Raw genomic sequence first — 22598 nt, forward strand, 5'->3', positions numbered from 1 at the left:
CCAGGCCGGTGTGGACAGCCAGACGCTGGAGATGACCAGCCGCCTGATCGAGAAGAAGCTCAAGGATTTTGGTGTGGACGTGCGCGTGGTCGCCGCAGCACCTGGTCCCGTGATCACGCGCTACGAGATCGAGCCCGCCACCGGCGTGAAGGGCTCGCAGATCGTCAACCTCGGGCGCGATCTGGCGCGCTCGCTTTCGCTGGTCTCCATCCGCGTGATCGAGACCATCCCGGGCAAGAACCTGATGGCGCTGGAGCTGCCCAACGCCAAGCGCCAGACCATCAAGCTCAGCGAGATCCTCGGCTCGGCCGTCTACAACGACGCCAAGTCCATGCTGACCATGGGCCTGGGCAAGGACATCGGTGGCCAGCCTATCGTGGCCGATCTGGCCAAGATGCCGCACTGCCTGGTGGCCGGTACCACCGGCTCGGGCAAATCGGTCGGTATCAACGCGATGATTTTGTCGCTCTTGTACAAGGCCGACGCGCGCGACGTGCGCCTGCTGCTGATCGACCCCAAGATGCTCGAGATGAGCGTCTACGAAGGCATCCCGCACCTGCTCGCACCCGTGGTCACCGACATGAAGCACGCGGCCAACGGCCTGAACTGGTGCGTGGCCGAGATGGAGAAGCGCTACAAGCTCATGAGCAAGCTGGGTGTGCGCAACCTGGCCGGCTACAACGTGAAGATCGACGAAGCCACGGCGCGCGGCGAGATCATCGGCAACCCGTTCAGCCTCACGCCCGAGCAGCCCGAGCCGCTGGAGCGCCTGCCCTACATCGTGGTGGTGATCGACGAACTGGCCGACCTGATGATGGTGGTCGGCAAGAAGATCGAAGAGCTCATTGCCCGCCTGGCGCAGAAGGCGCGCGCGGCCGGCATCCATCTGATTCTGGCCACGCAGCGTCCCAGCGTGGACGTGATCACCGGCCTGATCAAGGCCAACATCCCCACCCGCCTGTCGTTCCAGGTCAGCAGCAAGATCGACAGCCGCACCATCCTCGACCAGATGGGCGCCGAGAGTTTGCTGGGCATGGGTGACATGCTTTACATGCCGTCGGGTACAGGATTCCCGATCCGGGTGCATGGTGCGTTTGTGAGCGATGACGAAGTGCACCGCGTGGTGGCCTACCTCAAGGAGCAGGGCGGCGAGCCCAACTACATCGACGGCGTGCTGGAAGGCGGCGTGGCCGATGGCGAGGGTGGCGACCTGTTCGGCGAAGGCGGCGGTGAGAGCAACGGTGAAAAAGATGCTCTCTACGACCAAGCGGTGGAAATCGTCATCAAGGACCGCAAGGCCAGCATTTCCTATGTGCAGCGCAAGCTCAAGATCGGCTACAACCGCGCCGCCCGCTTGCTCGAAGACATGGAAAACGCAGGCTTGGTGAGTGCTCTCACATCGAGCGGGCAGCGGGACATCCTGGTGCCGGCACGCGGCGAATGACGCCGGCTTGAACCGAGCCGGCGCAACCGGATCAGATCCATGATGAAAAAATTGTTGCTTGTGTGTTCCCTGAGTCTTGCCTCCATGGGCGCCTGGGCCGACGGTCTCCAGGACCTCGAAAAATTCCTGCGTGAAGTGAGCAGCGGCAAGGCCGGCTTCACCCAGGTCGTGACCTCGCCCAAGCGCGCCACTGACACCGTGGCGCGCAGCAAAACGTCGACCGGCACCTTCGAGTTCCTGCGGCCCAACCGCTTCCGGTTCGAATACACCAAACCGTTTGAGCAGACCATCGTGGCCGACGGCCAGATGCTCTGGCTTTACGACGTTGACCTGAACCAGGTGACCGCGCGCAGCCAGAAAGAGGTGTTGGGCAGCACGCCCGCGGCCCTGATTGCCGCGGGCACTGACCTCAAGGGTTTGTCGGACGCGTTTGACCTCAAACCCGGCGTGGCCAAAGACGGCCTGGAGTGGCTGGAAGCCAAACCCAAAGACCGCAACGGCCAACTGCAGATGGTGCGCGTGGGCTTCAAGCAAGGCCAGCTTTCGGTGCTCGACATTGAAGACAGCCTGGGCCAACGCTCGGTGCTCACCTTCAACAACTGGCAGTCCAACGCGCCTTTGAAGGCCGCCGACTTCAAGTTCGAACCGCCAGCGGGCGCTTCGGTCATGCGGCCCTGAAACCTGTGCCTGCGCCCAGCTCCCACGCGCCCCTGGCCGAGCGGCTGCGTCCGCGCACGCTGGCCGAGGTGATCGGCCAGCAACACATGCTGGGCGAGGGCATGGCGCTGCGCCTGGCGTTTGAATCGGGCCAGCCGCACAGCTGCATCCTTTGGGGACCACCCGGTGTGGGCAAAACCACGATCGCGCGGCTCATGGCCGACGCGTTCGATGCGCAGTTCCTCACCATCAGCGCGGTGCTCGGTGGTGTGAAGGACATCCGCGAAGCGGTGGAGCGGGCTGAAGCTGCGCGCACCGGGCTCTCGCCCCAGCGCACCATCCTGTTCGTTGACGAGGTGCACCGCTTCAACAAGAGCCAGCAGGACGCCTTTTTGCCGCACGTGGAGAGTGGCCTGTTCACTTTCATCGGCGCCACCACCGAAAACCCTTCGTTCGAGGTCAATTCGGCCTTGCTCTCGCGCGCCGCGGTGTACGTGCTGCAGCCGCTGTCGGAAGACGACCTGAAGCTGATCGTGACCAAGGCACAGGCCATCGATGCGGTGCCCGCCATTGAGTTGGCCGCCATCGATCGCTTGATCGCCTACGCCGACGGTGACGCCCGCCGCCTGCTCAATACCTTGGAGACGTTGTCGGTGGCGGCCGGCAGCGAGAAGCTCGCCGAGATCACCGACGCCTGGTTGCTCAAGGTGCTGGGCGAGCGCATGCGCCGTTACGACAAGGGCGGCGACCAGTTCTACGACACCATCAGCGCGCTGCACAAAAGCGTGCGCGGCTCCGACCCGGACGCAGCGCTGTACTGGTTCGTGCGCATGCTCGACGGAGGCGCCGACCCGCGCTACATGGCGCGCCGCTTCATCCGCATGGCGGCCGAAGACATTGGCCTGGCCGACCCGCGCGCCCTGCGCCTGGCGCTGGACGCGGCCGAGGTCTATGAGCGCCTGGGCAGCCCCGAAGGCGAGCTGGCCCTGGCCGAATGCGTGATTTACCTGGCCGTGGCGCCCAAGAGCAACGCGGTCTACAAGGCCTTCAACGAAGCCAAGGCCTGGGTCAAGAAAGACGGCACGCGCCCGGTGCCCATGCACCTGCGCAACGCACCGACCAAGCTCATGAAAGCGCTCGACCACGGCAAGGGCTACCGCTACGCGCACGACGAAGAGGGTGGTTTTGCCGCCGGCGAACGCTACCTGCCCGAGGGCATGGCCGAGCCCGGTTTCTACCGCCCGGTCGAGCGAGGACTGGAGTTGCGCATCGCCGATAAGCTGCGCGAACTCAAAAAACGCAACGATCAAAAGAACTAATGCATTCCCAATCGCGCTGATGCAAGCAGCGCCGCGATTCGAATCCCCGGGTAAACCCGCGTCCGCTAAGGGCTTACACGCATGGGGAGCCCAGTACCCCATCGCTACAATCGCCCACCGACCCGCAGTCTGTCCTGTTTTCAGGTTACGTCTGGCGGGTTTTTTGCTAGGTTGAAACCGGCCAGCGCCACAAGCGCCTCTCGGCCTGTCACACACACGGAGAACCCTCATGGAAGTTTTGCTACAGCAGATCATCAACGGTCTGGTGCTGGGCAGCATGTATGCGCTGGTGGCTTTGGGTTACACCATGGTCTACGGCATCATCGGGCTGATCAATTTCGCCCACGGCGACGTCCTCATGGTGGGCGCTCTCACCAGCTGGACCATCATCGGCGTGATGCAGGATGCCACACCCGGCATGCCTGGCTGGCTGGTGCTGCTGTTCGCGGTGATCATCGCCATGGTGGTCTGCGCCTCCCTCAACTTCACGATCGAGAAGCTGGCCTACCGCCCACTGCGCAACTCGTCCCGATTGGCACCGCTGATCACGGCCATCGGCATGTCGCTGCTCTTGCAGACGTTCGCGATGATCATCTGGAAGCCCAACCCCAAGTCGTATCCGAACATGCTGCCGACCGAGCCGCTTCATTTCGGCGGCGCGGTGATCTCCATCACGCAGATCACCATCCTGGCCACCACCGTCATCACGCTGGCGTTCCTGATGTGGCTGGTCAACCGCACCAATCTGGGTCGCGCCATGCGCGCCACCGCCGAGAACCCGCGCGTGGCCGCGCTCATGGGCATCAAGCCCGACGTCGTCATCTCGGCCACCTTCATCATCGGCGCCATGCTCGCGGCCATTGCCGGTGTGATGTGGGCTTCGAACTACGGCACCGTGCAGCACGCCATGGGCTTCATGCCCGGCCTCAAGGCCTTCGTGGCTGCTGTCATGGGCGGCATCGGCAACCTCGCCGGTGCGGTGGTCGGGGGCATTGCCCTGGGCTTGATCGAATCGCTGGGCGCTGGTTACCTCGGCAAGCTCACCGGCGGTGTCCTGGGCAGCCAGTACACCGACATTTTTGCTTTCATCGTGCTGGCCGTCGTGCTCACGCTGCGCCCCTCAGGCCTGCTGGGTGAGCGTGTGGCCGATCGCGCCTGACCGCCAGGAGACATCACATGATGAACACCAAAACCGGCAAGCTGATCGTCTTCCTGATCGCGGGAGCAGCCCTCCTGCTGCTGCCCATCCTGCTGCAATCCACCGGCAGCAACTCCTGGGTGCGCATTGTCGACATCGCGCTGCTCTATGTGCTGCTGGCCCTGGGCCTGAACATCGTGGTGGGCTACGCCGGCCTGCTCGACCTGGGCTACATCGCGTTCTTCGCGGTGGGTGCCTATGTGTTTGCGCTGCTGGGCTCGCCCCACCTCACCGACACCTTCCCCGCCATCAAGGCCATGTTCCCGGAGGGCATCCACTACAGCATCTGGATCGTGATGATCGTGGCCGCTTTGGTGGCCGGTATCGTCGGCATGATCCTGGGTGCGCCCACGCTCAAGCTGCGCGGCGATTATCTGGCCATCATCACGCTGGGCTTCGGCGAGATCATCCGCATCTTCCTGCTCAACATGGACCGTCCGGTGAACATCACCAACGGGCCCAAGGGCATCAGCCAGATCGACACCATCTCGGTCTTCGGGGTGGACCTCGGCCAACGCCTGACCATCGGGGACTACACCTTCCAGCCGGTCACGCTCTATTACTACCTGTTCCTCTTCTTCGTGGTCCTGGCCATCATCATTTCGTACCGCCTGCAAGACTCACGCATCGGCCGCGCCTGGATGGCCATTCGTGAAGACGAGATCGCTGCCAAGGCCATGGGCCTGAACACCCGCAACCTGAAGCTGCTCGCCTTCGGCATGGGCGCTTCGTTCGGTGGCGTGTCCGGGGTTCTGTTTGCTTCCTTCCAGCGCTTCGTGTCGCCCGAATCCTTCTCGCTCATGGAGTCGGTGATGGTGGTGGCCATGGTGGTGCTGGGGGGCATCGGCCACATTCCGGGCGTGGTGCTGGGCGCCTTGCTGCTGGCGGGTCTGCCCGAGTTGTTGCGCCATGTGGCGCACCCGCTCACAGCCATGACCGACGGCCGCCTGGCCCCTGAAATCCTGCGCCAGCTGCTGATTGCACTGGCCATGGTGATCGTGATGCTCATCCGTCCCAAAGGCTTGTGGCCCGCCCCCGAGCACGGCAAGTCCTTGTCCAAGTGAGCGGAGCAACTTCAATGACCGAAACCATCCTCAAAGTTGCCAATGTCTCCAAACGCTTCGGCGGCCTTCAGGCCCTGAGCGACGTGGGCATGGAAATCAAACGCGGCCAGGTGTATGGCCTGATCGGCCCCAACGGCGCCGGCAAGACCACCTTCTTCAACGTGCTGACCGGCCTGTACACGCCCGACAGCGGAACGTTCGAACTCGCCGGCAAGCCCTACACGCCCAGCGCGGTGCACGAAGTGGCCAAGGCGGGCATCGCACGCACCTTCCAGAACATCCGCCTGTTTGCCGAAATGACGGCATTGGAGAACGTGATGGTCGGGCGCCATGTGCGCACGCATTCGGGCCTGATCGGCGCGGTGCTGCGCACGCCCGGTTTCAAGCGCGAAGAAGCCGAAATCACGGCGCGTGCGCGCGAGCTGCTGGCCTATGTGGGCATCGAGAAGTTCGCCGACTACAAGTCGCGCACGCTGAGCTATGGTGACCAGCGCCGCCTGGAAATCGCACGTGCTCTGGCCACCGACCCGCAGCTGATCGCACTCGACGAGCCCGCCGCCGGCATGAACGCCACCGAAAAAGTGCAGCTGCGCGAGCTGATCGACCAGATCCGCAACGACAACCGCACCATCCTGCTGATCGAACACGACGTGAAGCTTGTGATGGGCCTGTGCGACCGCGTGACCGTGCTGGATTACGGCAAACAACTGTCCTCCGGTTCCCCTGCCGACGTGCAGAAGGACCCCAAGGTGATCGAGGCCTACCTCGGCACCGGTGGCCACTGATCAAGGACCGATAGACATGGCAAACACACTCCTCAAAATCAGCGGCCTGAAGGTCGCCTACGGCGGCATCAAGGCCGTCAAGGGCATCGACCTGGAAGTGAACGAAGGCGAGCTGATCTCGCTGATCGGCTCCAACGGCGCCGGCAAGACCACCACCATGAAGGCCGTGACCGGTTCGCTGGCTTTTGAAGCTGGTGACATCGAGTACATGGGCCAGAGCATCAAGGGCAAAGGCGCCTGGGACCTGGTGAAACAGGGCCTGGCCATGGTGCCGGAAGGCCGTGGCGTGTTCACACGCATGACGATCACCGAAAACCTGCAGATGGGCGCCTACATCCGCAACGACAAGCCCGGCATCGCGCAGGACATCGAGAAGATGTTCAACATCTTCCCGCGCCTGCGCGAACGCAAGGACCAGCTCGCCGGCACCATGAGCGGTGGCGAACAGCAGATGCTGGCCATGGCGCGCGCGCTCATGAGCCAGCCCAAGGTGCTGCTGCTCGACGAGCCGTCCATGGGCCTGTCGCCCATCATGGTCGACAAGATCTTCGAGGTGGTGCGCGACGTGTCCAAGCAGGGTGTGACCATCCTGCTGGTGGAGCAGAACGCCCGCCGCGCGCTGCAGATTGCCGACCGGGGCTACGTGATGGACTCGGGCGAGATCATCATGACCGGCAAGGGGCGCGACATGCTGGATGACCCGAAAGTGCGCGCAGCCTACCTCGGCGAATAGCACGCCACCCCGCAGTCGCCAATAACATTTCCGGGGGCGGAGGGCCTGTTCAAGAGCACTCACGGAACCGGCTTCGCCGGGCCGTAGAGTGCGCCCCCCTTGAGGGGGGACGCGCGTCAGCGCGGCGGGGGGTGCTTCAAAACCTACAATTGAGGGTTGCGCACACCGGTGCTCAACCCTCTTTTCATTCATGACCCAAGTCCACACCCCCGATGCCAGCGCCCCGGCGCACGACGACAACCAGCTGATCGCGGAGCGCCGCGAGAAGCTCAAGGCGATGCGCGAAGCGCAGCAGCGGGGCGAGGGCGTGGCCTTCCCGAACGACTTCAAACCTTCCGACAAGGCGGCGGAGTTGTTCGCGGTGCATGGCGAAACCACCAAGGAAGTGCTGGAAGCCAACCCGGTGCGCGCCAGCGTGGCCGGGCGCATGATGCTCAAGCGCGTGATGGGCAAGGCCAGCTTCGCCACGCTGCAGGACGCTTCGTTCGGCCCCAGCGGTGGCCGCATCCAGATCTACCTGAACAACGACAGCGTGGGCGAGGCCCTGCACAACGCGTTCAAACATTGGGATCTGGGCGACATCGTGGCGGCCGAAGGCGTGCTGTTCCGCACCCGTACCGGTGAGCTGACCATCCACGCCGACAGCGTTCGCCTCATCACCAAGAGCCTGCGCCCGCTGCCCGACAAGTTCCACGGCATCGCCGACCAGGAGATCAAGTACCGCCAGCGTTATGTGGACCTGATGACCGACGAGAGCGCGCGCCAGCGTTTCGTCAACCGCAGCCGCGGCATCTCCAGCCTGCGCGGGTTCATGGTCAGCCACGGGTTTCTCGAAGTCGAAACGCCCATGCTGCACCCGATCCCGGGCGGCGCCAACGCCAAGCCGTTCAAGACGCACCACAACGCGCTGGATCAGGAGATGTTCCTGCGCATCGCGCCCGAGCTCTACCTCAAACGCTTGCTGGTGGGTGGTTTCGACCGCGTGTTCGAGATCAACCGCAACTTCCGCAACGAAGGCATCAGCGTTCGCCACAACCCCGAGTTCACCATGATGGAGTTCTACGCGGCGTACTGGAACTACCAGGATCTGATGAGCTTCACCGAAGACCTCATCCGCCATGTGGTGCGCGAGGTGCGCGGCGACGTGCCGCTGACCTACCAGGGCCAGCCGGTGGACGTGACCTCACCGTTCGAGCGGCTCACCATCCGCGAAGCCATCCTCAAGCACACCGAGGCGGGCGAGAACGTGGACAGCATGGAATGGCTGCTGAACCAGTTGAAGAAGCTCGGTCTGAACGAAGCCAAGCACCAGCTCTCCAGCCGCAGCCTGGCGAGTCTGCAGGTGATGTACTTTGAGGAGAAGGTCGAAGACAAGCTCTGGAACCCGACGTTCATCATGGACCACCCCACCGAAATCTCGCCGCTGGCCCGCGCCAACGACGCCAAGCCCGAAGTGACCGAGCGCTTTGAGCTCTACATCACGGGCCGCGAATTCGGCAATGCGTTCTCGGAACTCAACGACGCCGAAGATCAGGCCGCACGCTTCCATGCGCAGGTGTCGGCCAAGGACGGCGGCGACGATGAGGCCATGCACTTCGACGCCGACTACATCCGCGCACTCGAATACGGCATGCCCCCGGCCGGTGGCTGCGGCATCGGCATCGACCGCCTGATGATGTTGCTGACCGACAGCGCCAGCATCCGCGATGTGATCCTGTTCCCTGCGCTCAGGCGCGAGCACTGAGCCACCTAGCACCCCCCAAAAAGAAGCCGCCCAACAGGGCGGCTTCTTGCTTTGCGCGGTTGAAATATTCAGGCGTAAGCCGCGAGCGCCTTGCGCATCTTTTTCATGGCCGCCACTTCAATCTGGCGCACCCGCTCGGCGCTCACACCGTATTCAGCCGCCAGCTCGTGCAGCGTCATGCCGCCCGAGCCGTCGTCGTTCACCTTGAGCCAGCGCTCGCTCACGATGCGGCGCGAGCGGTCGTCCAGCTCGCTCATGGCCTGGGCCACGCCTTCGGTGGCCAGCGCATCCCGCTCGGCCGACTCCAGCACCGCTGTGGGTTCGTGGGTGGCGTCTGCCAGGTAGGCGATTGGGCCGAAAGCGTCTTCGCCGTCGTCACCGGGGGTGGGGTCCAGCACCACGTCGCCGCCCGAGAGGCGCGTCTCCATTTCGCGCACTTCTTCCGGCTTCACATTGAGCTCTTTGGCCATGATGCCGACCTCGACATCGCTCAGCACTTCGCGGTGGGTGTCGCCATCGAGCGCGTCCGAACGGAAACCCTGCTTGCGCGAGCGCAGGTTGAAGAACAGCTTGCGCTGTGCCTTGGTCGTGGCCAGCTTGACCATGCGGCAGTTCTTCAACACGTATTCGTGGATCTCGGCCTTGATCCAGTGCATGGCGTAGCTCACCAGGCGCACGCCCTGGTCCGGGTCAAAGCGCTTCACCGCCTTCATCAGGCCGACGTTGCCTTCCTGGATCAGGTCGCCGTGGGGCAGGCCGTAGCCCAGGTACTGGCGGGCGATCGACACCACCAGGCGCAGGTGCGACATGACCAGCTGGCCGGCGGCCTCCAGGTCGTTGTCGTCGCGCAGGCGGCGCGCGGCCTTTTGCTCTTCGTCCAGCGTGAGCAGCGGCAGGCGGTTGACCGCGGAAATGTAGGCATCCAGATTGCCCAGCGGCGGCACCAGCGCCCAGGGGTTGGCCGGGGCAAGCTGGCCACCGGAAGCGGCGGCCATGGGGGCAAGTGAGTGGGACATATCGAACCTCCTCAGGTGTGTTCCAAGAATGTTAGCACTCTCTGTGAGTGAGTGCTAAGGGCGAAGTTCCACAAACCCGGATCCACAAGGGGATCTTGATGGCACTAAAGTTCCGGGCATTCCACCACCAAAAACCGCCCATGCCCCGCCCCCTGCTCGACGAAGCCGCCATCCACCCCGCCATCCGGCAGAAGGTGGCCAACCTCCATGCCGATCTGCTGCGCCAGGCCCAGGCCGGTGTGGCCACCAACGCCGTCATGGTGTTCGGCATGTCGGGCAACCCCTGGGTGGGCAAAGCCCGCAAGGCACTCGACGCCGCCGGTGTGGCCCACGGCTACCTGGAGATCGGCAGCTACTTTTCGCAGTGGCGCCGCCGCAATGCCCTGAAGATGTGGACCGGCTGGCCCACCTTCCCCATGGTGTTCGTGCGCGGCGTGCTCGTGGGTGGCGCCGAAGACGTGGCCCGGCTCATCGAAACGGGCGAACTGAAAAAGCTGCTCAGCGCATGAAGCCGCAAGCCGAAGTCTGGCGCTGTGAGGGCGGCGCTTCGGTGGCGGTGCTCAACATCCCTGGCTCGCTGGAACGCCACCGCACGTTTGACGTGGACGTGACGCTGGTGGTGCGCGTGCCGCAGCCGCTGGCGCTCGCCTGGCATGCCTTGACCGTGGAGCTCGACGGCCAGCAGAAATGGACCCGTCGCATCGCCAGCAACAGCCCCGGCCAGACCGACGGGCTGGACTACCACTGCCGCATCGAACTGCCCACCGGGCGGGCGCTGCGGGTGCGTGCGGTGGCTGCTGCGTCGGGCGCGGTGGTGAGCCAGCTGGTGGTGGAAGCGCGGGAAGAACTGCCCGGCAGCTGACGCCGATGCGTGAGCGCTTCGTGCACAAAACCGGCGACCGCGTGTGCACCGGCGCAAAGACCTTGTGCCCGACGCAGGCCTCTGCCGAACGGTAGCGGTGCGGCTGGCCGAGTGACCTTATGCTCGCGCCGTTGATAAACCCCCGACCGGAAAGTTCCCTGTGCGTCAACGCGCTGCAGGGAGTTTGATGGCCCACTTTCACCGGTGCGCCTTCCTGATTCGGGAACGGTCATGAACCCTTTTCAGGCTTTGAACATGAACAATTCGTCGCGCGCATCGCGCCGGGGCATCCCTCTGGCGTTGTGGTCTCTTCTTCTGGTGGCCACGGCGTGGCTCAGCGCCTGCGGCGGTCCTGCCGACGCACAAGGCGGCCCACCCCAGGCCCCGCCGGTGAGCGTGGCGCCCGCGGTGGCCCGCACCGTCTCCGACAGCGAAACCTTCAGCGGCCGGCTGGAAGCCGCCGAATACGTTGAACTGCGCCCCCGCGTGGGCGGTGTGGTGGACAAGGTCCATTTCACCGACGGCGCGCTGGTCACCAAAGGCCAGTTGCTCTTCACCATCGACCCGCGCCCCTTCCAGGCCGAGGTGGCCCGTGCCGAGTCTCAACTGGCCGCCGCCCGCTCGCGCGCCGAGCTCGCCACCACCGAGGTCACCCGCGCGCAGAAGTTGCTCGATGCCAAAGCCGTTTCGCGGCAGGAGTTCGACCAGCTCTCGTCGAGCTCGCGCACCACCGACGCCGACATCAAGGCCGCGCAAGCCGCCTTGCGCGTGGCGCAACTCAACCTGTCGTACACGACCGTGCGCGCACCCATTGCCGGGCGTGCCTCGCGGGCCAACATCACGGCCGGCAACCTGGTCAACGAGCAGAGTGTGCTCACGAGCATTGCCGGTGTGTCGCGCGTGCACGCCTACTTTGACGGCAGCGAGCAGACCTTCCTGCGCATCCGCACGGCCAACGAAAAAACGCCCGCCGTGCGCATGGGCCTGGCCAACGAAGACGGCTTCCCGCACCAGGGCACGCTCGACTTTGTGGACAACCGCCTCAACCCGCAGACCGGTGCCATCCGCCTGCGCGCCAGCTTCGACAACAGCCAGGGCCAGTTTGTGCCGGGTCTCGCCGCACGCCTGACCATGGCCACCAGCGCCCCGTATGCGGCCGTGATGGTGCCCGAGCGCGCCATCGGCACCGACCAGAGCAAGAAGTTCGTGGTGGTGGTGGGGGCCGACGGCCAGCCACAGTTCCGCGGTGTGCAGCTCGGCGCTTTGCAGGGTGGCATGCGTGTGGTTGGCGGCGGCCAGCTCAAGGCCGGCGAGAACGTGGTGGTGGACGGCTTGCAGCGCATCATTCCGGGTGTGCCGGTGGCGCCGCAGGTGCTCAAGGTGGACGCGCAGGGCATGCCGATCCCGGCGGCTCCTGCTCCCCAGGCCCCGGCCCCCGCCAACTGAGCGGAGCGCCACCATGGACATCTCACGCTTCTTCATCGACCGGCCGCGCTTTGCCGCCGTGTTGTCCATCTTCATCTTCCTCGTCGGCACCCTGGCCATCTTCCAGTTGCCGCTCTCGGAGTACCCCGAGGTTGCGCCGCCCCAGATCGTGGTGCGCGCGCAGTTCCCCGGCGCCAACCCGCGCGTGATCAGCGAGACCGTGGCCACGCCGCTGGAAGAGCAGATCAGCGGCATCGAGAACCTGCTGTACTTTGATTCGCAGGCCACCGCCGACGGCGCCATGACGCTCACCGTCACTTTCAAGATCGGCACCAGCCCCGAGGCCGCTGAAACCGCGGTGCAGAACCGCATCAACCGCGCGCTGCCGCGCCTGCCCGAGATCGTGCGGCAGATCGGCGTGACCACCGAAAAGAGCAGCCCCAACCTGACCATGGTGGTGCACCTGGTGAGCCCGGACAACAGCCGCGACGCGCTCTATTTGCGCAACTACGGCCAGCTCAATGTGCGCGACGATTTGCTGCGCATTCCGGGCATGGGCTCGGTCATTTTGTTTGGCGCGGGCGACTACGCCATGCGCGTCTGGCTCGACCCCACCAAGCTCGCCGCGCGTGGCCTCACCACGGCCGAAGTGATTGCCGCCATTCGCGAACAAAACGCGCAGGTGGCCGCCGGCACTGTGGGCGCACCGCCCGCACCCACCGGCACCGAGTTCCAGCTCGCGGTGAACACGCAAGGGCGGTTGACCACCGAAGAGCAGTTCGCCGACATCATCGTGCGCGCCGAGCCCGCCACCGGCGGCATGATCCGCATCCGCGACATCGGCCGCGTGGAGCTCTCGGCCGGCAGCTACGCGCTGCGCAGCCTGCTCAACAACAAGGAAGCCGCGGCCATCGCGGTGTTCCAGGCGCCGGGCTCTAACGCATTGGCCTTGTCGAACAACGTGCGCGAGACCATGGAGCGGCTGAAGGCGAACTTTCCGCCCGGCATGAGCTACAGCATCGTCTACGACCCCACGCGCTTCGTGCAGACCTCCATTGAAAAAGTGGTGATCACGCTGCTCGAAGCCATTGCGCTCGTGGTGTTGGTGGTCATCATCTTTTTGCAGACTTGGCGCGCGTCCATCATCCCGCTGCTGGCGGTGCCGGTGTCCATCGTCGGCACCTTCGCGTTCCTGTTGCTGCTCGGCTATTCCATCAACACGCTCACGCTGTTTGGCCTGGTGCTGGCCATCGGCATCGTGGTGGACGACGCCATCGTGGTGGTGGAAAACGTGGAACGCAACATCGAGAGCGGGCTCACGCCGCACGAAGCCACGGTGAAGGCCATGCAGGAGGTGTCGGGCCCCATCATCGCCATTGCGCTGGTGCTGTGCGCGGTGTTCGTGCCGCTGGCGTTTGTGCCCGGCCTCACCGGCCAGTTTTACAAACAGTTCGCCGTGACCATCGCCATCAGCACGGTGATCTCGGCCTTCAACTCGCTCACGCTGAGCCCCGCGCTCTCGGCCTTGCTGCTGCGCCCGCACGACGCACCCAAGGATCGTTTGACGCGCGGCATGGACAAGGTGCTCGGCGGTTTCTTTGCCTGGTTCAACCGCGTGTTCCACCGCGCCAGCGAAGGCTACGGTCAGCGCGTGGGCGGCATGGTGCGGCGCAAATCGGCCGCGCTCATCGTCTACGCCGTGTTGCTGGGTGTCATGGCGCTGCTGTTTGCGCGCATTCCCGCCGGCTTTGTGCCCGCGCCCGACAAGCAATACCTCATCGGCATTGCGCAGTTGCCCGCGGGTGCGTCCATTGACCGCACCGACGCCGTGATCCGCGAGATGAGCGACATCGCGCTCAAGGTGCCCGGCATCATCGATTCGGTGGCGTTTCCCGGCCTCTCCATTGCCGGCTTCTCGGCCGCGCCCAACGAAGGCATCGTGTTCTTCGGCCTCGCGCCGTTTGAAGAACGCACCACGCCCGACCTGAGCAAAGGCGCGATCCTGGGCCAGGTGAACGGCGCGATCCAGCAGATCCAGGGCGCGCGCATGTTTGTGGTGCCACCGCCCGCGGTGGACGGCCTGGGCAACGCCGGTGGCTTCAAGCTGCAGGTGCAGGACCGGGGTGGACTCGGTGAGCAGGCGCTGTATGGCGCGGTGTGGGGCACGCTGGGGCAGGTGTACGGCAACCCCCAGTCGAGCATCGGCACGCCGTTCTCGGGCTACGACATCAACGTGCCGCAGCTCTACGCCAACGTGGACCGCACGCGCGCCAAACAGATGGGCATCAACCTGGCCGACATCTACGACACCATGCAGGTCAACCTGGGTTCGCTCTACGTGAACGACTTCACCCAGTTCGGCAAGACCTACCAGGTGGTGGTGCAGGCCGACGCGCCGTTTCGCAACAACGCCGAAGCCATCACCAACCTGAAAACGCGCAACGCCGCCGGCGAGATGGTGCCGCTGGGCGCGCTCATGACGGTGGAGCCCACCTTTGGCCCCACTCGCGTCACGCGCTACAACGGCTTCCCCTCGGCCGACATCAACGGCGCGGCCAACCCCGGCTTCTCCGCCAGCCAGGCCGAAGGCGAGATTGAAGACCTGCTCAAGAAAACGCTGCCGCGCGGCATGAGCTACGAGTGGACCGAGCTCAGCTACCAGGACCGTTTGACGCGCGACATCACCCTGCCGGGCACCCAAACCAAGGTGCCCATCCTGGCGGCGGTGCTGGCCATTTCGGTGTTGCTGGTCATCCTGGTGCTGGCCGCGCAATACGAGAGCTGGAGCCTGCCCATGGTGATCGTGCTCATCGTGCCCATGGGCATCTTGTCGGCGCTGTTTGGTGTGTGGCTCTCCAGCTTTCCGCCCTTCATGCAGCCGGGGGACTTGAACATCTTCACGCAGGTGGCACTCGTCGTGTTGGTGGGGCTGGCGTGCAAAAACGCCATCCTCATCGTGGAATTTGCGAAGGAGCTGGAAGAGCGCGGCGAAGAGCTGTTTGCCGCCATCGTGCACGCCTGCCGCATGCGCTTGCGCCCCATTCTCATGACCTCCATTGCGTTCTGCGCCGGTGTGATCCCGCTCATTCTGGGCAGCGGCGCCGGCAGCGAAATGCGCCGTGCCATGGGCATTGCGGTGTTCTCCGGCATGTTGGGCGTTACCTTGTTCGGCATCTTCCTCACCCCCGTGTTTTATGCGCTCTTGCGCAGCCGGCGCCGAGCACGCCGCAGCGGTGCCGCACCGCAGGTGGCCGTGCAGGGAGTCAACCATGAATAAGCGTTTTGCCTTCGCTGTGCTGTTCACCGCTGTGCTCGCAGGCTGCAGCGCCGTGGGCCCTGACTACCAGCGTCCCGCCGCCGTGGCAGACGCGCGCTTCATCAGTGCCGGCGCCACCGCGGTGAACACCCAGGCGCCCGCCGCCGACATTGCCACCTTCTGGCGCAGCTTCAACGACGCGCAACTGAGCGCCCTGATCGAGCGCGCCCTGCAAGCCAACGGTGACGTGCGCATTGCCCAGGCCCGCCTGCAGGAAGCCCGCGCCAACCAGGGCGAGGCCGACGCCGCCGGCCTGCCCGGCGTGGGCATTGATGCCAGCGCTGAGCGCTCCATCCGCCCCATCACCCAGCAGCCCGGCACCACCCGCAGCGCACGCACCGGCACGGCTTACGACGCCAGCTTTGTCGCCAACTGGGAGATCGATTTGTTTGGTGGCGTGCGCCGCAGCCGCGAAGCCGCCGCTGCCCGCGTGAGCGCCAGCGAAGCCGGGCTGAACGCGGCCCACACCGCGGTGGCCGCCGAGGTGGCACGCAATTATTTGGAACTGCGCGGCCTGCAAGAGCGCCTGCGCGTGACCGAAGCCAGCCTGGTCAACCAGCGCGACGCGCTGGGCATCACCAACGCCCGCGTGGACAACGGCCGTGGCACCCAGCTCGACCTGGCGCGTGCCCGCGGCCTGGTGGCCAGCACCGAAGCCGCCGTGCCCTCGCTGCAGAGCGCTGTTGAGAGCAGCGTGTTCCGCCTGGCCACGCTCACCGCGCAAACACCGCGCAGCCTGCTGGCCGAGCTCTCCGCACCCGCGCCGCTGCCCGGCCTGCCCGTGACCGACCTGGCCACGCTGCCCGTGGGCACCATCGAGCAGTGGCTGCAACGCCGCCCCGATCTGATGGCCGCCGAACGCGAGCTGGCCGCCGCCACCGCCAACATCGGCGTGGCCACCGCCGCGCTGTACCCGCGCCTCTCGCTCTCGGGCCTGCTCGGCCTGAACGCCGCGCGCATTGGCGATTTGAACGACAGCCAGTCGGCCCGCTACGCACTGGGCGCCGGCATCAGCTGGACCCCGTTTGATTTCGGCGCCATCCGCTCACGCATCCGCGCCAGCGAAGCCCGCGCCCAACAAAGCCTGGCCAGCTTCGAGCAGACCGTGGCCGTGGCGCTGGAAGAAACCGAAGGCGCCTTCAGCAGCTACAGCCGCAGCGCCCAACGCGCGGAAAAGTTGGACGTGGCGGCCCGCAGCGCCGAAGAAGCCGCCGGCCTGGCCCGGCTGCGGTATGACGCCGGGGTCACCGATTTCCTGGCCGTGCTGGATGCCGAACGCGAAGTGCTCAACACGCGCGACCAACTGGTGCAGGCCCAGGTGGGCACAGCCACCGCGCTGGTGGCCGTGTACCGGGCGCTGGGCGGCGGATGGACCCCGCCGCCTGCCACGGCCACCACGGTGGGGCAGGGCCCTGCGAGCCAATAGCAGGCCGCTGCGGAAAACGCAATCCACCGTATCTCGGACCGCTGGGCCCCACTCGGCCTGGCTTCCGACCCCGCGTCCATCGAATTCTTTCCGCGCGACTTGAATTTCATGGACAAATATCTTTGATCAAATATACTTTGATCAAACATGCATGCATGCAAGCGTTTTCACATGACCAAGATCAAGTCAGTCACTCCGGAAGATTCCGCTCTGTTCCTCAGCAACCAGCTGTGCTTTGCGCTGTATGCCGCGTCCCTGGCCATGAGCAAGACCTACCGGCCGCTGCTGGCGCCCCTGGGTCTCACCTTCCCTCAATACGTTGTGATGATGGCTCTGTGGCAGCACAAAGAACTCACGGCTGGTGCACTCGCACAAACGGTGGCACTGGACGCCGGCACATTGGTTCCACTGGTGCGCAAGTTGGTCACCCAGGGTCTTCTGCGGCGGGAACGCAGCCTCGACGATGAGCGGTCCGTGATCATTTCCCTCACACCCGCAGGCAAAGCGCTCCAGAAGCGCGCGCACGCCGTGTATGCCCAGGCCGCATGCGCCACGCAGTGCTCGCTCCAGCAACGCCAGGCGTTGACCGCTCAGCTCCAGACATTGCGTGCGGCGCTGACCTCATCCCCCTGAAGAGCACGGCGCGCGCCGCGTGCCATGCCCAACGATTTCCCCACCCCGCAACCTCCAACCAACCAAGGAATTTTCATGAAACTGATGGACTACGGCCTCAAGCCAATCGACTTCCAGAACCCGCCTCAAGCCGCATCCGCCCACCCCTCGCGGCGCGGATTCGTCATGACCTCCCTGGCGTCGGGTTTCGCCCTGGCATCCAACCCGGTGCTGGCCCAGGCCATCGTCACCGACAGCAAGGGACTGGTGGCTGGCGAGGTCAGCGTGCCTGTGGCCGACGGCAAGATCCCCGCCTACCGGGCCATGCCCGCAGGGCCTGGCAAGTTTCCGGTGATCCTTGTGGTGCAGGAAATCTTTGGCGTGCACGAGCACATCAAAGACATGTGCCGGCGGTATGCCAAGCAGGGCTACTACGCCATTGCACCGGAAATGTTTGCACGCCAGGGCGACGTGTCGAAGATGACCGACATCCAGTCGATCCTCTCGCAGGTGGTCTCCAAGGTGCCAGACGCCCAGGTCTGCGCCGACCTCGATGCCACCCTGGCTTTCGCGCACGCCAGCGGCAAAGCCGATGCCAAACGCACGGGCCTCGTGGGCTACTGCTGGGGTGGTCGCACGGCATGGGTCTACGCGCGGCACAACAGCAAGCTGAATGCGGCTGTGGCGTACTACGGTTTGCTTGAGGGTCTGAAGACGCCCGACCTGCGCCCCGAAGACCCGATCGACTTTGCCGACCAGATCAAGGTGCCGGTGCTGGGCCTGTATTCCGGCATCGACGCCTTCGTCAAGCAGGAGACCATCGCCAAGATGCGCGGCCTGATCAACAAAGGCGGCAGCGGCTCGGAGATCGTGGTGTTTCCCAACGTCGACCACGGCTTCAACGCCGACTACCGCCCCAGCTACGACAAGTCGGCTGCCACCTACGCCCAGAAGCTGGCCAACGACTGGCTGAAAAAGCACAAGGTCTGAGGTTTCGGCCGATGCGGCTGCAAGGGCAACCGCATCGGCCCGTTGCAGCCGCGGGCCACCGCGACCCCTCAAGCACGCGTCATTGAGCGACCGGTTCCGGCGGTTATCGACCTTCGGATCGGGATGAGAAAGCATGAGCCGAGTCATGAACAGACTTCGTCCCGGGTCTTCTGCTGTGCAGCGATGGGCTGAACCGCTCAGCCGGGCTCCATTCGCGCGACGTGGTTGGGCACGGTTGCCGCCGCGTACGGTTTATCGAGTTCACCAGCGGCCGGTCTGACCTGTCAAATGCATCTTCGAGAGCACGTCTTGGTGGAACGAATCACCCGCTAAGCAAGCAGCCCAGCCTCAGGAATGCAGCATGGGAAATGCGGCGTGGCCAGGTCGCCCAAAACGCACAGCTTGCATGTGCTCGAAGCCCCGATGCACGAGATCTGTGATTGCAACGTTGCCGCTCAAAAGACTTCGAGCTCTTTTTGCAGGTATAGAATAAAAAGCTGTTGGTGCTCGCAGTGCTGTTCAGGCATTGCAGTTCAACGGGAAGCAGGAGGGCGAGTCCCACACGGACGAACCTAACCTGCGCTGCCCCCGCAACGGTAAGCAGACGGGTGGTCCAAGGCATTGCCAAGGCCCCCATTTCTCAAAAATTTGCCACTGGGTCACACCGGGAAGGCTTTGGGAAACGTTCTGTCAGCCCGGATACCGGCCAACAAGGAGGCTGCGCCGCAAAGCGCAGCCGCATTACCCAAACACTGTCGGGGAAGGCGGTGAGGGGTCTTCGCCGGTGTCCTCATGTCGTCCCTTCGCATAGTTTGCGAATCTGTGCCAGCGCCCTCGCGTGCGCTGGCCGGGGGCTGTCCGTTCGCCGCTGGAACCTGTCCTCGCCTCTCCCTTGGGTCTTTGCCGACTTTCCAACCGCGTTGAGTCCAACGCATCCAACCCAAGGAGTCACTTCATGCACATCGAACCAAGTCTGGTGGACGGGGCCAAGCTCGCCCTGAGCTACGCCACAGCGGCCACCTGCGTCGGCTACACGGCCAAGCTGTCGGCGGACGCGATCAGAAAGGACGGCGCACCCGCCCTGCTGTTGCGGGCCCTGCTGGCGACGGCGCTGGTGTTCTGCTTCTTCGAGGTGCTGCCGCACCATCCGGTGGGCGTGTCCGAGGTCCACCTGATTCTGGGCACCACGCTGATGCTGCTGTTCGGCGTGGCGCCAGCCGCCATCGGGCTGGCAGGCGGGTTGCTGGTCCAAGGCCTGTTCTTTGCACCTTTCGACCTGCCGCAGTACGGCATGAACGTGACCACGCTGCTGGTGCCGCTGTTCGCCACCGCGGCGCTGGCGCAGCGCGTCATTCCCGACCACATGGCCTATGTGGATCTGCGCTACAGCCAGGCCCTGAAGCTGTCCCTGGCCTACCAGGGCGGGATCGTGCTGTGGGTGGGTTTCTGGGCGCTCTACGGGCGCGGCATGGGCGTTGAAAACCTGGTGAGCATCGGCAGTTTTGGTGCCGCCTACATGAGCGTGGTGCTGGCCGAGCCGCTGATCGACCTGGCCGTGCTCGCACTGGCCAAGACGCTGCGCGGCCTGCCGGGCAGCGCGGTGGTGGAGCGCCGCTTGCACCACGCCGCCTGACCGGGGGCACACCATGGGCCTCGGAACGGTCTGGTTTGTGGGGGCGGGTCCCGGCGATCCGGACCTGATCACGGTCAAGGGGCGCGACCTGATCGCGCGCGCAGGGGCCATCCTGTTCGCCGGTTCGCTGGTGGACGAGGCGGCCACCCGCTGGGCGCCGCCGGGCTGCCTCATCGCCGACAGCAAGGACATGACGCTGGAGCAGATGTCAGCCTGGCTGATCGCGAATGCGGCGCGCTGTGACACCGTGGTGCGCCTGCAGACCGGCGACCCGGCCCTCTACGGCACGCTCATCGAACTGGTGCAGCCGCTGGACGCGGCAGGTGTGCCGGTGGCGGTGGTGCCGGGCGTGTCCTCGGCCATGGCCTCGGCGGCGGCCGCGGTGGAGAGCTTCACCCTGCCCGAGGTCACGCAGACCACCATCTTCACGCGGGTGGAGGGCCGCACGCCCATGCCCCACGGCGAGGACCTCGCCGCCCTGGCCACCCACCGCTGCACCCTGTGCATCTTCCTGTCCATCACGCTGCTGCACAAGGTGGAGGCCGGCTTGCGCAAGGCCGGCTGGCCCGAGGACGCGCCGGTGCTGGTGGTGCACAAGGCCAGTTGGCCGGGCGAAGAGCGCATCGTACGCGGCACGCTGGCCACCATCAAACAACAGTGCCGCAACGCCGGCATCGTCAGCCAGGCCATGGTGATCGCCAGCCCCACGCTGGGCGCGCGGCACTGGCCCGAGCTGATCAGGTCCCGGCTCTACGACCCGGGCTTCACCCACCGTTTCAGGAAAGCCACGACATGAACGACACCACGATTCTGCTGGTGGGCCACGGCTCGCGCGAGGACACCGGCAACCAGGAAATCCGCGACTTCGTCGACCAGTGGCGCGCGCGCCAGCCGGCTTGGCGCATCGAGGTCTGCTTCATCGAATTCGCCGCGCCCTCGCTGCACGACGGCCTGCTGGCCGCGGCGCAGTCGTCGCGCCGCGTGCTGGTGCTGCCGCTGATCCTGAATGCCGCCGGTCACACCAAGATGGAGATTCCCGAGGCCATCGAGCACGCCCGCGAACACGCACCCGGCGTCGAGTTCCTCTACGGCCCGCACCTGAGCGCCTGCGACCCCATCCTCGCCATCCTCAAACGCCGCCTGCGCCAGGCCATGACCACGCTGGACATGCCCGACCCCACCACCACCGGTGTGGTGCTGCTGGGCCGGGGCTCGTCGGACCGAGGCGCCAACGGCGACATGGCCAAGATGGCGCGCTGGCTGCAAGAGGATGGCGACCACGAGCTGGTGGACCTGGCCTTCACCGGCATCACCTGGCCGCGGCTGGAGCGCGTGGTGCAGCGCCAGGTGTTGATCGGCCTGCGCCAGATCGTGGTGCTGCCCTACTACCTCTACACCGGCACGCTGATGCAGCGCATCCACCGCCAGGTCGACCACCTGCGGGCACAGTACCCACAGATCCGCTTTGCCTGCGGCACGCACTTCGGCTTCGAGAAAGAGATCTTCGAACTGGTGGAGCAGCGGGTGCGCGACCTGCTGGCAGGTGTGCCCGACAGCCGGCTGCCCTGCGACGGCTGCAGCTACCGCGAGATCGCGCACGACCTGGGCCACGGTCACTCGCACCAGCACACCCACGCCCCGGTGCATGTGCATGCCCACGCAAACACCCATGCGCCCGAAGGCGCCGCTGCATGAGCACCGTCAACACCGTCACCGAGCAGCTCACCGCCGCCGGCCAGGCCATCGAGCACGACAGCTTCGCCATCATCGACACCGAGGCCGGTCCGCACGGCTACGCGGCTGAGCAGTGGCCGATCGTGCGCCGCATGATCCACGCCAACGCCGACTTCGAGTTCAACGGCCTGACCGACTTCCATCCCGACGCGGTGCGCGCGGGCGTGTCCGCAATGCTGCGCGGCGACAGGCCCGTGGTGGCCGATGTGGAGATGATCTGTTCGGGCCTGTCGCGGCCACGTCTGGCGCATTTCGGCATGGCGACGCACCAGTTCATCAGCGATGCCGACGTGATCGCGCAGGCGCATGCACAGAACACCACCCGCGCCGTGCAGGCCATGCGCAAGGCGCACCGGCTGGGCCTGCTGCAGGGCGCCATCGTTGGCATCGGCAACGCGCCCACCGCCCTGATCGAGTTGGTGCGCCTGATCGTGGAGGAGGGCGTGCGTCCTGCCCTGGTGGTCGGCATGCCGGTGGGCTTCGTGTCGGCGGCGGAGTCGAAAGACCTGATGGCGCAGATCGCCGACGTGCCCTGGATCGTCATCCGCGGCCGCAAGGGCGGCTCCACCCTGGTGGTGGCGGCCCTGCATGCGCTGCTGGCGCTGGCCGAGGCGCAGCAGCGCGCCGAGGCCGCCTGAGC

At 65.4% G+C, this 22598-nt stretch carries 20 protein-coding genes and 1 riboswitch; of the genes, 19 read left to right on the forward strand and 1 reads right to left on the reverse strand.

The features are described 5' to 3' along the window. From ACN4F8_RS11425 to lysS, 8 genes are all read left to right on the forward strand, one after another. A partial coding sequence (locus ACN4F8_RS11425; RefSeq protein WP_419473711.1) for a DNA translocase FtsK occupies positions 1–1444 on the forward strand: 1444 nt, incomplete at its 5' end. A gap of 42 nt (positions 1445–1486) precedes the next feature. Further along, complete coding sequence (gene lolA / locus ACN4F8_RS11430) at positions 1487–2122, forward strand: outer membrane lipoprotein chaperone LolA (RefSeq protein WP_419473745.1); 636 nt, start codon at positions 1487–1489, stop codon at positions 2120–2122. Positions 2123–2127: 5 nt separating this feature from the next. Then, on the forward strand, positions 2128–3420 hold the full coding sequence (locus ACN4F8_RS11435; RefSeq protein ID WP_419473712.1) for a replication-associated recombination protein A: 1293 nt from the start codon (positions 2128–2130) through the stop codon (positions 3418–3420). Between the two features lie 229 nt (positions 3421–3649). Next, positions 3650–4579, forward strand: coding sequence for a branched-chain amino acid ABC transporter permease (locus ACN4F8_RS11440; RefSeq protein WP_419473713.1), 930 nt, complete (start codon positions 3650–3652; stop codon positions 4577–4579). A gap of 17 nt (positions 4580–4596) precedes the next feature. Next, positions 4597–5682, forward strand: a complete 1086-nt coding sequence (locus tag ACN4F8_RS11445; protein WP_419473714.1) for a branched-chain amino acid ABC transporter permease — start codon at positions 4597–4599, stop codon at positions 5680–5682. A 14-nt stretch (positions 5683–5696) separates the two neighbouring features. Further along, positions 5697–6467, forward strand: coding sequence for an ABC transporter ATP-binding protein (locus ACN4F8_RS11450; protein ID WP_419473715.1), 771 nt, complete (start codon positions 5697–5699; stop codon positions 6465–6467). Between the two features lie 16 nt (positions 6468–6483). Next, entirely contained in the window at positions 6484–7200 is a 717-nt protein-coding gene (locus tag ACN4F8_RS11455; RefSeq protein ID WP_300652590.1) for an ABC transporter ATP-binding protein, read from the forward strand. Between the two features lie 190 nt (positions 7201–7390). Further along, complete coding sequence (lysS, locus tag ACN4F8_RS11460) at positions 7391–8944, forward strand: lysine--tRNA ligase (protein WP_419473716.1); 1554 nt, start codon at positions 7391–7393, stop codon at positions 8942–8944. Positions 8945–9012: 68 nt separating this feature from the next. Here lysS and rpoH read toward each other — a convergent pair whose 3' ends face one another. Next, positions 9013–9939 (reverse strand): RNA polymerase sigma factor RpoH, encoded by a 927-nt coding sequence (gene rpoH / locus ACN4F8_RS11465; protein WP_419473717.1) that lies wholly within the window; start codon positions 9937–9939, stop codon positions 9013–9015. Between the two features lie 161 nt (positions 9940–10100). Here rpoH and ACN4F8_RS11470 point away from each other — a divergent pair, with 161 nt between their 5' ends. The 11 genes from ACN4F8_RS11470 to ACN4F8_RS11520 all read left to right on the forward strand — a co-directional run bounded on the left by ACN4F8_RS11470 (position 10101) and on the right by ACN4F8_RS11520 (position 22596). Next, positions 10101–10469, forward strand: coding sequence for a glutaredoxin (locus tag ACN4F8_RS11470; protein ID WP_419473718.1), 369 nt, complete (start codon positions 10101–10103; stop codon positions 10467–10469). After that, a complete protein-coding gene (locus ACN4F8_RS11475; protein ID WP_419473719.1) occupies positions 10466–10822 on the forward strand; it encodes a hypothetical protein in 357 nt (118 codons plus the stop codon). Before ACN4F8_RS11470 ends, ACN4F8_RS11475 begins: the two co-directional genes overlap by 4 nt. Before the next feature lie 255 nt (positions 10823–11077). Continuing rightward, on the forward strand, positions 11078–12268 hold the full coding sequence (locus ACN4F8_RS11480) for an efflux RND transporter periplasmic adaptor subunit (RefSeq protein WP_419473720.1): 1191 nt from the start codon (positions 11078–11080) through the stop codon (positions 12266–12268). Between the two features lie 13 nt (positions 12269–12281). After that, positions 12282–15524 carry an efflux RND transporter permease subunit gene (locus tag ACN4F8_RS11485; protein ID WP_419473721.1) on the forward strand — a complete coding sequence of 1081 codons (3243 nt, stop codon included), beginning with the start codon at positions 12282–12284 and terminating at the stop codon, positions 15522–15524. Next, positions 15517–16989 carry an efflux transporter outer membrane subunit gene (locus tag ACN4F8_RS11490; protein WP_419473722.1) on the forward strand — a complete coding sequence of 491 codons (1473 nt, stop codon included), beginning with the start codon at positions 15517–15519 and terminating at the stop codon, positions 16987–16989. Before ACN4F8_RS11485 ends, ACN4F8_RS11490 begins: the two co-directional genes overlap by 8 nt. A 171-nt stretch (positions 16990–17160) precedes the next feature. After that, on the forward strand, positions 17161–17622 hold the full coding sequence (locus tag ACN4F8_RS11495) for a MarR family winged helix-turn-helix transcriptional regulator (RefSeq protein WP_419473723.1): 462 nt from the start codon (positions 17161–17163) through the stop codon (positions 17620–17622). A gap of 75 nt (positions 17623–17697) precedes the next feature. Continuing rightward, a complete protein-coding gene (locus ACN4F8_RS11500) occupies positions 17698–18591 on the forward strand; it encodes a dienelactone hydrolase family protein (protein ID WP_419473724.1) in 894 nt (297 codons plus the stop codon). A gap of 484 nt (positions 18592–19075) precedes the next feature. After that, positions 19076–19317, forward strand: a riboswitch (cobalamin riboswitch). 229 nt (positions 19318–19546) lie between these two features. Beyond that, positions 19547–20224, forward strand: coding sequence for an energy-coupling factor ABC transporter permease (locus tag ACN4F8_RS11505; RefSeq protein ID WP_419473725.1), 678 nt, complete (start codon positions 19547–19549; stop codon positions 20222–20224). Positions 20225–20237: 13 nt separating this feature from the next. Continuing rightward, a complete protein-coding gene (gene cobM / locus ACN4F8_RS11510) occupies positions 20238–21020 on the forward strand; it encodes a precorrin-4 C(11)-methyltransferase (protein ID WP_419473726.1) in 783 nt (260 codons plus the stop codon). Continuing rightward, complete coding sequence (locus ACN4F8_RS11515; protein ID WP_419473727.1) at positions 21017–21919, forward strand: sirohydrochlorin chelatase; 903 nt, start codon at positions 21017–21019, stop codon at positions 21917–21919. Before cobM ends, ACN4F8_RS11515 begins: the two co-directional genes overlap by 4 nt. Then, on the forward strand, positions 21916–22596 hold the full coding sequence (locus ACN4F8_RS11520) for a precorrin-8X methylmutase (protein ID WP_419473728.1): 681 nt from the start codon (positions 21916–21918) through the stop codon (positions 22594–22596). The genes ACN4F8_RS11515 and ACN4F8_RS11520 overlap by 4 nt, the downstream gene beginning before the upstream one ends. Positions 22597–22598: the final 2 nt, after the last annotated feature.

The organism is Hydrogenophaga sp. (genome assembly GCF_048549895.1).
Lineage (GTDB): Bacteria > Pseudomonadota > Gammaproteobacteria > Burkholderiales > Burkholderiaceae_C > Hydrogenophaga.